Here is a 12627-nt window from a genome sequence, read left to right as displayed (position 1 = left end):
AATATGGCGGTGAGGGGGGGATTCGAACCCCCGATACGTTGCCGTATACACACTTTCCAGGCGTGCTCCTTCAGCCACTCGGACACCTCACCATATTGTCTTGCTGCTCACCTTGGGTGGGAACGGGCGCTAATGTAGGGAAATACGTATCTCCCGTCAATCAACTTTTTTAAAAAAAGATGCGTTTAGCCAAACTTCAAACAACTTGCTTCTTAAACGCGCGGGAATCGTTTTTTTTGTCACCATTCTCTTTATTCCTCGATAGCGATACGAAATTTGTTATGCTGGCAAACCAATACAAAACAAAGAGTAAAACACGACGCAAACCTCAACCTACTCACGCGTCAGTAATCAGGAGTCATTATGGAGATTATTTTTTACCACCCGACGTTCGATACCCCGTACTGGATAGCAGAGTTGGAAAAACATCTGCCGGGAGCGCGCGTTCGTGAGTGGAAACCTGGCGACAATCAACCAGCCGACTATGCGCTGGTCTGGCATCCACCGGTAGAAATGCTTCAGGGGCGCGAGCTGAAAGCGGTTTTTGCTCTCGGCGCTGGCGTGGATTCCATTCTTAGCAAGCTGCGGGAGCATCCGGAAATGCTGCCGCTTTCTGTCCCGCTGTTCCGCCTCGAAGATACCGGCATGGGCCTGCAGATGCAGGAATATGCGGTAAGCCAGGTACTGCACTGGTTCCGTCGCTTTGATGATTATCATGCGCTGAAGCAGGAATCCCGCTGGCAACCCTTGCCGGAATACCGCCGCGAGGATTTCACTATTGGCATCATGGGGGCAGGGGTGTTGGGCGGCAAAGTTGCGGAAAGCCTGTTGCGCTGGGGATTCCCGCTGCGCTGCTGGAGCCGTAGCCACAAATCCTGGCCGCAGGTCGAGAGTTTTGCCGGTCAGGAAGAGTTGGGCGCGTTTCTACGAGAAACCCGCGTGCTGATCAACCTGTTGCCAAATACGGCCGAAACTGTCGGTATCATCAATAAAACGCTACTGTCCCAGTTGCCGGATAACAGCTATGTTCTGAACCTTGCCCGCGGCGTGCATATCGTCGAGCCGGATTTACTGGCGGGGCTTGATAGCGGCAAACTGAAAGGGGCGATGCTGGATGTCTTTAGCCGCGAACCGCTGCCGAAAGAGAGTCCGCTGTGGGCGCATCCGCGCGTGGCCATGACGCCGCATATTGCCGCCGTTACCCGTCCGCAGGAAGCAATTGCCTATATTGCCAGCACCATTAGCCGCCTGGAGCGTGGTGAAACGGTCAGTGGGCAGGTCGACCGCCAGCGCGGCTACTAATCGATAGCCCCGCTACGGCGGGGTTTTTACTGATCATGACTCCTGATTCCTGCTATTCTTGCCACAAACAGAGGAGGAGATTGTGATGTATCCTGTTGACCTGCACATGCATACCGTCGCCAGCACCCACGCCTACAGTACCTTGCATGACTATATTGCCGAGGCCAAACGTAAAGGCATCAAACTTTTTGCCATCACCGATCACGGCCCGGATATGGCCGATGCCCCGCACTACTGGCATTTCGTCAATATGCGTATCTGGCCGCGTCTGGTTGATGGCGTCGGCATCCTGCGCGGCATTGAAGCGAATATCAAAAATACCCAGGGTGAAATTGACTGTACCGGACCAATGCTGACCTCGCTGGATCTGATCATTGCCGGTTTTCATGAGCCGGTATTCCCGCCTCAGGATAAAGCCACCCACACTGAAGCGATGATTGCCGCGATTGCCAGTGGCGCAGTCCACATGATTAGCCATCCTGGTAATCCGAAGTTCCCAATCGATATTCCGGCGGTGGCCGAAGCGGCGGCAAAGCATCATGTGGCGCTGGAAATTAATAATTCCTCTTTCCTTTCGTCGCGTATTGGTAGTGAGGATAATTGCCGGGCGATCGCCGCCGCCGTGCGTGATGCGGGTGGTTGGGTGGCGCTGGGTTCGGACTCGCATACCGCCTTTACCCTTGGCGAATTTACCGAATGCCGCAAAATTCTCGACGCGGTGAATTTCCCGGAAGAGCGGATCCTTAACGTCAGCCCGCGTCGACTACTGAATTTCCTTGAATCGCGTGGGATGCCGGCGATTGCGGAATTTGCAGACCTTTAATTAGAACCACTGGAACATATTGTATGAATGAATTTTCAATCCTCTGTCGCGTGCTGGGCTCGCTCTATTATCGTCAACCGCAGGACCCGCTGTTGGTGCCGCTGTTCACGCTGATTCGCGATGGCAAGCTGGCCGCCAGTTGGCCGCTGGAACAGGATGAATTACTGGAGCGTCTGCAGAAGAGTTGTGATACCCAGCCGTTAACCGCTGATTATAACGCCCTGTTCGTTGGGGAAGAATGTGCGGTCTCGCCTTATCGCAGCGCGTGGGTTGAAGGGGCAACTGAAGCGGAAGTTCGTGGTTTTCTGACGCAACACGGCATTCCTACTGGCGAAGGCCCAACCGATCATATTGGATCCTTACTGCTGGCCGCATCATGGCTTGAAGATCACGCCACGGAAGATGAAAGCGAAACGCTGGAAACGTTATTTGCCGATTATCTATTACCGTGGTGTGGTACCTTCCTTGGAAAAGTGGAGGCGCATGCGCAAACCGCATTCTGGCGCACCATGGCGCTATTAACGCGTGAAGCGATTTCCGCAATGTGGGATGAACTGCAGGAAGAAAACGACGAATAAATGTGACTAAAGTCACTTTTATTGTGAAACAGCAAACTCACGCTTTCATATTGTGTGTTCTGGATCGCATTTGGTTGCCGCGTATCTGCTATGATACGCGGCATGAACATACTCTTCGCAATCGCACTCACGACGGGCATTCTCTCCGGTCTCTGGGGATGGGTGGCGGTCTCACTTGGCCTGCTGAGCTGGGCCGGATTCCTCGGCTGTACGGCCTATTTCGCGTGCCCACAAGGCGGCCTGAAAGGGCTGTTGATTTCTGCCTGCACGGTCATGAGCGGCGTGATATGGGCGCTGGTGATTATTTACGGTAGCGCGCTGGCGCCGCAGTTAGAAATCCTCAGCTACGTGATGACCGGAACTGTCGCCTTCCTGATGTGTATTCAGGCGCGCCAGCTGCTACTTTCTTTTGTTCCCGGAACCTTTATCGGCGCCTGCGCGACGTTCGCCGCGAGCGGCGACTGGCGCATTGTCGTGCCGTCTCTGGCGCTGGGATTGGTCTTTGGCTATGCCATGAAAAACAGCGGACTGTGGCTGGCGGCACGAGCGACAAAGAGCAAGTCTCTGGCTAACGATAACGTCTGATTTTCTTCATATTTCCTCGATGACAGGAGCAAGGCTCCTGTCACGCACTACATGAAAGCCTTTTTGCATCAACCCCTCTTCGATTGTTTTTTCCTCTTAATGCAGACATTTTGAGCAAACAAACCATAATAATTTGATACCGTTTGCAAAAACGGAGAGAAAAAAGTATCTACAGGTACTTCATATATATACTGATTTTGTATGTAGTTGCTTGTATTCAACTGCGCTCATGGATGATTTGTAAGGTTTTTTTGACCGTTACGCAGAGGGGTTTTGCCGTGAAAAAAATGACTGGCGTACTACTTGCTACAGTTTGTTTCCTTCCCGCTTTATTGACGTTTTCAACTACCTCTAACGCCGCAAGCGGCGTGATTCGTTTCCACGGCGGCGTTGTCGAACCGCCTTGTAAAATTCGTTCTTCAGAAGATCAGGTCTCGATGGCCTGCGCTAAGCAGAAGTCAGTCACTTTTTCTGCTCAGCAGGTAGCCCGAGGGGATCTGCAACATGCCAATATCAAATCTACGCAATTAACCTACATTAATCCTCAGCACACTAACGCTATCCTCGAAGTGAATTATCGTTAACAGTACAGCCCCTGCCGGATCTGCAGGGGTTTTCCCGTCTCTCACCTGATATTCCCCGCAGATTTTTTGTAGCAAAATCAAGATGAATCGGTTTTGTTATCAAAAAGAAAACAAAAAGTAATATATTTGTGTTTTGTAACGCAATCATTGCCTTGCCGTAGTCTGGCGGCGCAGTGCGCTCAGGGATGGCCTGTTGCTTCTTTGCTATTCATACAGAGGAGTCTGCCGTGATAAAAAAAATCCACGCCTTAGCTGTGCCATGTCTGATGTTGTCATGCTTATTTGGCTCAGTGAATGCCGCGCCGACCGGCGGCGTTGTCGCCATTTACGGGCAGGTCGTTGACCCTTCCTGCGAGGCCAATAGTATGAATGGTAAGATTGAAATGGCCTGCCCGCGGCTGGGTAGCCAGGCGATTTCGCCGCAGGTGCTGACGACGGGGAATTTCAGTAATGACGCCGTCGGTTCGGCACAATTAAAGTATATTGATCCGCAACATACCCGCGCTATCCTCGAAGTGAATTATCGCTAATTACTGGCCCTCAGGCTTTCGCCTTGGGGGCTATCATGCCATAGTAGACATCACTCTGAGTATGAAGACGTTTGCCGACAGGAGGGGGAAATGGTGGTTCAACCTGAAGTGGTTCTCGGCGATATTACGACGTTGCAGGTAGATGTTATTGTCAATGCGGCCAACCCATCATTACTGGGCGGCGGCGGCGTTGATGGCGCCATTCATCGCGCAGCCGGTCCGGAACTACTGGCGGCCTGCAAAATAGTTCGTCAGCAGCAGGGCGAATGTCCTCCGGGGCATGCGGTTATCACCAGCGCCGGTAATCTACCGGCCAGCGCGGTGATTCATGCGGTCGGCCCCGTCTGGCACGGCGGCGGCGAGCAAGAAGCCGAATTACTGGCGGATGCCTATCGCAATAGTCTGTTGCTGGCGGCAGCCAATAATTATCGTTCTATTGCTTTTCCGGCTATCAGCACCGGCGTATATGGCTATCCGAAACAGGCGGCGGCGGAAATTGCGGTGAAAACGGTGAATGCTTTCCTCACCCGATATAATCCGCTGGAACGGGTGTGCTTCGTCTGCTTTGATAACGAAACGGCGGAGATCTATCAGCGATTATTGCGGGCGGAATGAATCGTTACACCGGCAGCACGCGGGCGCGCTGCCGGTTGAGGCGTTTAGTTAACCGACACCGGCGTTTTAGCCGGCTTTTGCTGCGGTTTACCCGAGAACAGGAAGCGGAGCAGCGGAATACGTAGATGGATTTCGTACAATATCAGCGCAATCCCCACCACAAATACCAGCCCGGTGATAAAACCTAACAGGTTCGATTTTATTATCGGCGTAATCCATGCCCCATACAGCAGAGTCAGCGGATGGTGCACCAGGTAGATAAACAGCGAGGCGTTGACGAAGTAAGTCACCCGTGCGGACTGGAAGTTGAGCAGGCGGTGGCCCAGTGAGAACACCACGTTTACCATCCACAGCCCCAGTACCATCGTAATCACTGATTCGGTTTCATACATCCAACCATCGCCAGAACCATACTGCTGGTTAAGACGATAGGCGATAAAGCCCAGCAGTGCGCCAACAAAACACCACGGTGATGAGGTGGTGAACATCGCTTTCAGCCGCGGATTGATGAACGTCTGCGCGCCGAGAATAAAAAACGGCAGATAGAACAGGGTCTGCATCACGATGAAGTTAAACAATCCGTTACTGAGAATCGGCGGATAAATAATAAAAATGGTGCGACGGATCACCGCGTACAATACGCCAAGTCCCAGAAAAATCAGTGATAATTGACTGAATGTGACGGTGTCACCAAAACTGTTGTCCTGCTTTTTCCGCCGATTGGCCAGCCACTTAAACAGCACTACCCCAGCGGTGGTCAGCACCACAAGCACCAGCAAAAACCACAGATGGGAGATAAGCTCCCAGGCCAGGGTGTTGAATTTGTCATAGCCGGAGAGCGTATGCCAGTCCTGGGCTTTACCATTGACGTATTGCAGCATCAGAAACTGCGGCAGCGTAAGCAGCGGGATCGCGGTGAGCATCGGGATGCCAACTCGCTCTACGCGCACTTTCCACCATTTCTTCAGCGGATAGCGGAGAAACAGCATGTATGAGAAATAGCCGGAAATAACAAAGAAGACCTGCATACGGAAGGCATGGATAAAATCGTTGAACAGCGTTAGCCCCCAGGAGGGCTCCAGGCTATTCACATGCCAGCTGTGGCTGGAGTAGATAAGTGAGATGTGAAACGGGATCCCCAACAGCATCAGCCAGGCGCGGATACTGTCGAAGAAATATTCACGTTCTACTGGTGTTTTATTCATAAATTCACAACAATCTCAGACAATTCGTCTTATCACTCAGGGCGATAACGGGTACATTGCCAGCAACCCTACATGAACTCAGGGTATCTGTCTCCAGGATAAGTACGCAAAGTGCAATATGGGACAGAGAACTGTTTATTCCCTGGTCCGCTAAGCTGAACAATGCAGGGATTATGTTGTCGGATTGCCTGAGTTTCCATTAAAATAGATCGGATCGATTTAAGCACACAAAGGGGGAAGTGCTTACTTACTATGAAACATAAACCACAGATGATGAAAATGCGTTGGTTAAGCGCAGCCGTAATGTTGTCCCTGTGTACTTCATCTGCATGGGCATTCAGCATTGATGACGTAGCAAAACAGGCGAAAACGTTAGCCGGGAAAGGCTATGAAGCGCCGAAAAGTAACTTACCCTCCGCCTTCCGCGATATGAAATACGCGGATTACCAGCAAATCCAGTTCAATCACGATAAAGCCTACTGGAATAACCTGAAGACCCCGTTCAAGCTGGAATTTTACCACCAGGGTATGTATTTCGACACGCCGGTTACTATTAATGAAGTGACCAGCACCAGCGTACGTAAAATTAAATATAGCCCGGATTATTTTAATTTTGGCAATGTTCAGCACGATAAAGACACGGTGAAAGACCTTGGTTTCGCCGGTTTCAAAGTACTGTATCCGATCAATAGCAAAGACAAGAATGACGAAATCGTCAGCATGCTCGGTGCCAGCTACTTCCGCGTTCTGGGCCAGGGTCAGGTATATGGGCTTTCCGCCCGCGGCCTGGCTATCGATACCGCGCTGCCGTCCGGCGAAGAGTTCCCTCGCTTCCGCGAGTTCTGGATTGAGCGTCCGAAAGCGACCGATAAACGCTTAACCATCTATGCGCTGCTGGATTCCCCGCGTGCGACCGGCGCCTATCGTTTTGTGATTATGCCAGGCCGCGACACCGTGGTTGATGTGCAGTCGAAGGTCTATCTGCGCGACAAAGTCGGCAAGCTTGGTGTGGCGCCGTTGACCAGTATGTTCCTGTTTGGGCCGAACCAACCGTCGCCGACCACCAACTATCGTCCGGAATTACATGACTCCAACGGTCTGTCGATTCTTGCCGGTAACGGCGAGTGGATCTGGCGTCCGCTGAATAACCCGAAACATCTGGCCGTTAGCAGTTATGCGATGGAAAACCCGCAAGGGTTTGGCCTGCTGCAGCGTGGCCGCCAGTTCTCCCGCTTTGAAGATCTCGACGATCGTTACGACCAGCGCCCGAGCGCGTGGATCACCCCGAAAGGCGACTGGGGTAAGGGTAAAGTCGAATTGGTTGAAATCCCGACTAACGATGAAACCAACGATAATATCGTCACCTACTGGACCCCGGATCAGCTGCCGGAACCAGGCAAAGAGATGAACTTCAAGTACTCCATTACCTTTAGCCGTGATGAAGACAAACTGCATGCCCCAGACAACGCTTATGTGGTGCAGACTCGCCGCTCAACCGGTGATGTGAAGCAGTCTAATCTCATTCGCCAGCCAGATGGCACTATCGCTTTCATCGTTGATTTCACCGGCGCTGACATGAAAAAAATGGCGGCGGATACTCCGGTAACGGCGCAGGCGAGCATCGGCGATAACGCCGAAATCGTGGAAAACTCGGTGCGCTATAACCCGGTTATTAAAGGTTGGCGTATGACCCTGCGCGTGAAAGTGAAAGATCCGAAGAAAACCACGGAAATGCGCGCGGCGCTGGTCAATGGCGATCAGACGCTAAGCGAAACCTGGAGCTATCAGCTGCCTGCCAATGAATAAGATAACGAATTATATCGACGCATTGCCGCTGTCGGATGCAGAAAAAGCCGCTTTACCTGATGCGAACCTGCAAGCCGTACATGAAGCGCTTGACGCAGAGCATCATCATTTTCCGCGCGATGAAGATTCCCCGTTAGGATCGGTAAAAGCGCGGCTGGAGCATAGCTGGCCGGACTCTCTGGCCGGCGAGCAACTGGTGAAAGATGATGAAGGGCGCACGCAGCTTCATGCGATGCCGAAAGCCAAACGCTCTTCTATGATCCCGGATCCGTGGCGTACCAACCCGGTAGGCCGCTTCTGGGATCGTCTGCGCGGCCGCGACGTGACCCCGCGCTATCTCTCTCGTCTTACGCAAGAAGAGCGCGAAAGCGAACAGAAATGGCGTACCGTCGGCACCATTCGCCGCTACATTTTGCTGCTGCTGACGCTGGCGCAAACGGTAGTGGCTACCTGGTATATGAAGACCATCCTCCCTTATCAGGGCTGGGCGCTGATCAATCCATCCGATATGGTTGGCCAGGATCTGTGGGTCTCCTTCATGCAATTACTGCCGTACGTATTGCAGAGCGGCATCCTGATCCTCTTCGCGGTACTGTTCTGCTGGGTCTCGGCCGGTTTCTGGACCGCCCTGATGGGATTCCTGCAACTGCTGATCGGGCGTGATAAATACAGTATTTCGGCATCCACCGTTGGCGACGAGCCGCTGAACCCGGAACACCGGACCGCGCTTATCATGCCTATCTGTAACGAAGATGTTGATCGTGTGTTTGCCGGCCTGCGCGCCACCTGGGAATCGGTGAAAGCGACGGGTAACGCTGCGCACTTTGACGTTTACGTGCTAAGCGACAGCTACGACCCGGACATCTGCGTTGCCGAGCAGAAAGCGTGGATGGAGTTGATTGCTGAAGTGCAGGGCGAAGGCCAGATCTTCTATCGTCGTCGTCGTCGTCGCGTGAAACGTAAAAGCGGCAACATCGATGATTTCTGCCGTCGCTGGGGTAGCCAGTATAGCTATATGGTGGTGCTCGACGCTGACTCAGTGATGACCGGTGAGTGCCTGAGCGGGCTGGTGCGCCTGATGGAAGCGAATCCGAATGCCGGGATCATCCAGTCTTCGCCGCGCGCCTCCGGTATGGATACCCTGTATGCGCGCTGCCAGCAGTTCGCCACCCGCGTGTACGGTCCGCTGTTTACCGCCGGGCTGCACTTCTGGCAGTTGGGGGAATCGCACTATTGGGGCCACAACGCCATTATCCGCGTGAAGCCGTTCATTGAGCACTGTGCGCTGGCGCCGCTGCCGGGCGAAGGTAACTTTGCCGGCTCGATTCTGTCGCACGACTTCGTGGAAGCCGCGCTGATGCGCCGTGCGGGGTGGGGCGTTTGGATCGCCTACGATCTGCCGGGCTCCTATGAAGAGCTGCCGCCGAACCTGCTGGATGAGCTGAAACGCGACCGCCGCTGGTGTCAGGGTAACCTGATGAACTTCCGCCTGTTCCTGGTAAAAGGGATGCACCCGGTACACCGTGCGGTGTTCCTGACCGGCGTCATGTCCTATCTGTCGGCGCCGCTGTGGTTTATGTTCCTCGCGCTGTCGACGGCGCTGCAGGTCGTGCACGCCCTGACCGAGCCGCAGTACTTCCTGCAGCCGCGTCAGCTGTTCCCGGTATGGCCGCAGTGGCGTCCGGAGCTGGCTATCGCGCTGTTTGCCTCGACCATGGTGCTGCTGTTCCTGCCAAAACTGCTGAGTATCATTCTGGTGTGGTGCAAGGGGCCGAAAGAGTACGGCGGCTTCTTCCGCGTGACGCTTTCCCTGCTGCTGGAGGTGCTGTTCTCGGTGCTGCTGGCGCCGGTACGCATGCTGTTCCATACCGTGTTCGTGGTCAGCGCGTTCCTTGGTTGGGAGGTGGTGTGGAATTCACCGCAGCGCGATGATGACTCAACGCCGTGGGGCGAGGCCTTTATGCGTCATGGTTCACAGCTGCTGCTGGGGCTGGTATGGGCGGTGGGCATGGCGTGGCTGGATCTGCGTTTCCTGTTCTGGCTGGCGCCGATCGTCGTGTCGCTGATCCTCTCTCCGTTTGTCTCGGCGATTTCCAGCCGCGCGACGGTAGGTCTGCGCACTAAGCGTTGGAAATTGTTCCTGATCCCCGAAGAGTATTCGCCGCCGCAGGTATTGAAAGATACCGATGCTTATCTGACCCTGAACCGTCAGCGTTCGCTGGGCGATGGCTTTATGCACGCGGTATTTAACCCATCGTTTAACGCTCTGGCGACGGCAATGGCAACGGCGCGTCACCGCCACGGGCATATCCTGGATATCGCCCGGGAACGCCACGTCGAGCAGGCGCTAAATGAAACGCCTGATAAGCTTAACCGCGATCGTCGGCTGGTGCTGTTAAGCGATCCGGTAACGATGTCGCGCCTGCACTATCGCGTGTGGAACTCCCCGGAGAAATACTCCTCCTGGGTGGGTGAGTATCAGAAACTCACGCTGAACCCGCTGGCGTTGAAAACGAAGTAAGCCGTACGTTAAGGAAAATACCGGCAATTGTGCCGGTATTTTTTTGCCTGAGAGGAAGTGAATGAGAATATTTCTGCTTATCGCCATGACGCTGGTCCTCAGCGGCTGCGGCAGCATTATTAGCCGTACGGTGCCGGGGCAGGGCCATGGCAACCAGTATTACCCCGGTGTACAGTGGGATGTTCGCGATTCAGGCTGGCGCTATCTGACTATTCTCGATCTGCCATTCTCGCTGGTATTCGATACGCTGTTGCTGCCGCTAGACGCCAGCCATGGTCCCTACGAGTAATTAACGCTCATCCCACTCATCGGCTGCGGTCTGCCCCTCTTCGGTATCCAGGGAGGGCTCCAGCTGAAACTCGCCTTCGTCCCATTCGTGTAGCGTATTCTCTTCCACCCACTCCTGGCGTAGCTCGATTTCGTCATAATCGCCGTCAAATACGCTCTGTGCCGCCTCACCACTGAGCATGGGCAAACACTCGCCTTCTTCATCTTCGCTGGCGAAGAATTCGGCCCGCCAGGCGATATCGCCGTCCTGGAGAATGTATTTCTGCATATTGAACTGTTCGATATCGGCACTTTCTTCATCGCTGTCGGGATTATCGGCCAAAAACTCTTCCCGGGCGGCGTCGATTGCCTCTTCGAGCGTGGCGTAGAAAACTGATTCCGTTGACATAGCTAACCCCCTAAGAAGAATGAAAAAGGACACGTTTCAATCTATAGAAGGCGGTTAGCCTGGCGTCAAGGCGGAGTAGCGCTGAAGCGCTTAATTTACCGAACGTTTACCCGAGCCTCCGTCATCCGCTGAAGCGTTGTACCGTGGGCGGCGCAGACTGATGGTTGAGTAAAAGGCGTTAAACAGGACGACGCAGGCGGTGACGAGGAACACGGCGCGGAAGCCGTAGTTGGCCGAGACCGAGGCGCCGATTAACGGCCCGGTGACGTTACCAATATCGCGAAACGACTGGTTATAACTGAAGATGCGCCCTGATATCTGGCTGGTGGAGTTGTAGACCAGCAGAGTTTGTACGGCGGGTAACAGCGCGCCGTCGGCGGCGCCGAGCAAAAAGCGCAGAATGCCTAGCTGCAGCGGCGTCTGTACGAAGGACATCGGGATTAACAGCAGCACGGAAATAACCAGGGCTACGATCAGGATCTTTTCCGGCCCGATACGATCGCCGAGCTTGCCTAAACGTGGCGCGCTCAGCAGGGCGGCAATGCCGGGTACGGAGGCAATCATACCGCTGATAAAGGCGATATTACTGACGTTACCCGCCAGGTCGCGCACGTAGAGCGTCAGGATCGGCGCAATGGACCCGGTAGCGACCTGGATAATCAATGAGGTGACGAACAAGCTGAGCACCAGTTTCGGGTTCTTAAGCGAACCGAAAACGTCCCTGGCATTGAGCATCTCTTTTTTGTTCACCGGAACAAAGTTTTCGCGGATTAAAAACAGGGTGAACAGGAAGCAGATAAACAGCACCGTGGCGGTCATGAAGAAGACGGTGCGCAATCCCCAGTGGTCGGCAAGGAAACCGCCCGCCAGCGGGCCCAGCAGCGCGCCGCTTACCGCGCCGGTTGAAAGCGTTCCTAGCGCCCAGCCGCTTTTCTGACGCGGGATTTGGGTAGCGATCAGCGCATTGGCATTGGGGATAAATCCGCCCAGTAAACCCAGCAGCGCGCGCAGGATCAGGAATTGCCATATGTTCTGCGCCATGCCCATCAGCATCATGACGATGGCCATCCCCAGCGCCGAGCGTAGCAGCATAATCTTACGCCCTTTACGGTCGGCCAATCCGCCCCAGAACGGCGAGGCGATGGCGGAAAACAAGAAGGTAATGCTAAAGACCAGCCCTGACCACATATTCAGCGCGCTATGGCCGGTCACGCCCAACTGTTCGACGTAGAGCGGCAAAAAAGGCATCACGAGGCTAAAGGCGGCGCCGGTTAAAAAGCAGCCAAGCCAGGTGACGGTAAGATTTCGTTTCCAGTTGATAGGCGTATCAGCAGACGGCATAAGGTCTCACTGGCCCGCGGCGCGGGTCAAAATAAAGGAAAATATGAGCCTGCTAATTATG

General features: G+C 54.0%; 13 protein-coding genes and 1 tRNA gene. 10 read left to right on the top strand and 4 right to left on the bottom strand.

The window, feature by feature from the left end; all coding sequences use genetic code 11:
* Positions 1-4 precede the first annotated feature (4 nt).
* Positions 5-92: transfer RNA gene (locus AC22LX_RS05070), tRNA-Ser, on the bottom strand.
* Positions 93-363: 271 nt separating this feature from the next.
* Here AC22LX_RS05070 and ghrA point away from each other — a divergent pair.
* The 7 genes from ghrA to ymdB all read left to right on the top strand — a co-directional run bounded on the left by ghrA (position 364) and on the right by ymdB (position 5017).
* Positions 364-1302, top strand: coding sequence for a glyoxylate/hydroxypyruvate reductase GhrA (ghrA, locus tag AC22LX_RS05065; RefSeq protein ID WP_487333780.1), 939 nt, complete (start codon positions 364-366; stop codon positions 1300-1302).
* A gap of 85 nt (positions 1303-1387) precedes the next feature.
* The gene (locus AC22LX_RS05060; RefSeq protein WP_015367224.1) at positions 1388-2125 is read left to right on the top strand and encodes a phosphatase; all 738 of its coding nucleotides are present in this window, start codon (positions 1388-1390) and stop codon (positions 2123-2125) included.
* A gap of 23 nt (positions 2126-2148) precedes the next feature.
* Positions 2149-2703 (top strand): TorD/DmsD family molecular chaperone, encoded by a 555-nt coding sequence (locus tag AC22LX_RS05055; RefSeq protein ID WP_045393616.1) that lies wholly within the window; start codon positions 2149-2151, stop codon positions 2701-2703.
* A gap of 102 nt (positions 2704-2805) precedes the next feature.
* Positions 2806-3288 carry a DUF1097 domain-containing protein gene (locus AC22LX_RS05050; RefSeq protein ID WP_487333779.1) on the top strand — a complete coding sequence of 161 codons (483 nt, stop codon included), beginning with the start codon at positions 2806-2808 and terminating at the stop codon, positions 3286-3288.
* A 287-nt stretch (positions 3289-3575) separates the two neighbouring features.
* Complete coding sequence (locus AC22LX_RS05045; RefSeq protein WP_226473727.1) at positions 3576-3872, top strand: fimbrial assembly protein; 297 nt, start codon at positions 3576-3578, stop codon at positions 3870-3872.
* Positions 3873-4099: 227 nt separating this feature from the next.
* On the top strand, positions 4100-4402 hold the full coding sequence (locus AC22LX_RS05040) for a hypothetical protein (RefSeq protein ID WP_049059541.1): 303 nt from the start codon (positions 4100-4102) through the stop codon (positions 4400-4402).
* A gap of 90 nt (positions 4403-4492) precedes the next feature.
* On the top strand, positions 4493-5017 hold the full coding sequence (gene ymdB / locus AC22LX_RS05035; RefSeq protein WP_045393619.1) for an O-acetyl-ADP-ribose deacetylase: 525 nt from the start codon (positions 4493-4495) through the stop codon (positions 5015-5017).
* 44 nt (positions 5018-5061) lie between these two features.
* On the opposite strand, the gene mdoC is transcribed toward ymdB, so the two are convergent.
* Positions 5062-6222 (bottom strand): glucans biosynthesis protein MdoC, encoded by a 1161-nt coding sequence (gene mdoC, locus AC22LX_RS05030; RefSeq protein WP_045393621.1) that lies wholly within the window; start codon positions 6220-6222, stop codon positions 5062-5064.
* 252 nt (positions 6223-6474) lie between these two features.
* On the opposite strand from mdoC, the gene mdoG reads away from it, so the two are divergent.
* The 3 genes from mdoG to AC22LX_RS05015 all read left to right on the top strand — a co-directional run bounded on the left by mdoG (position 6475) and on the right by AC22LX_RS05015 (position 10838).
* Positions 6475-8028: a glucans biosynthesis protein MdoG gene (gene mdoG, locus AC22LX_RS05025; RefSeq protein ID WP_047046915.1), complete on the top strand. Its 1554-nt coding sequence runs from the start codon at positions 6475-6477 to the stop codon at positions 8026-8028.
* A complete protein-coding gene (gene mdoH / locus AC22LX_RS05020) occupies positions 8021-10549 on the top strand; it encodes a glucans biosynthesis glucosyltransferase MdoH (RefSeq protein WP_047050065.1) in 2529 nt (842 codons plus the stop codon). Before mdoG ends, mdoH begins: the two co-directional genes overlap by 8 nt.
* Positions 10550-10610: 61 nt before the next feature.
* Positions 10611-10838, top strand: a complete 228-nt coding sequence (locus AC22LX_RS05015) for a YceK/YidQ family lipoprotein (RefSeq protein WP_045393628.1) — start codon at positions 10611-10613, stop codon at positions 10836-10838.
* Here the strand turns inward: AC22LX_RS05015 and AC22LX_RS05010 are convergent, their stop codons facing one another.
* Positions 10839-11225, bottom strand: coding sequence for a MysB family protein (locus AC22LX_RS05010; RefSeq protein WP_045393629.1), 387 nt, complete (start codon positions 11223-11225; stop codon positions 10839-10841).
* A gap of 90 nt (positions 11226-11315) precedes the next feature.
* On the bottom strand, positions 11316-12566 hold the full coding sequence (gene mdtG, locus AC22LX_RS05005) for a multidrug efflux MFS transporter MdtG (RefSeq protein ID WP_047050066.1): 1251 nt from the start codon (positions 12564-12566) through the stop codon (positions 11316-11318).
* Positions 12567-12627: the final 61 nt, after the last annotated feature.

The organism is Klebsiella sp. PK01 (genome assembly GCF_057624675.1).
The sequence above is the reverse complement of the archived record's forward strand: the minus strand, read 5'-3'. Positions and strand labels throughout refer to the sequence as shown.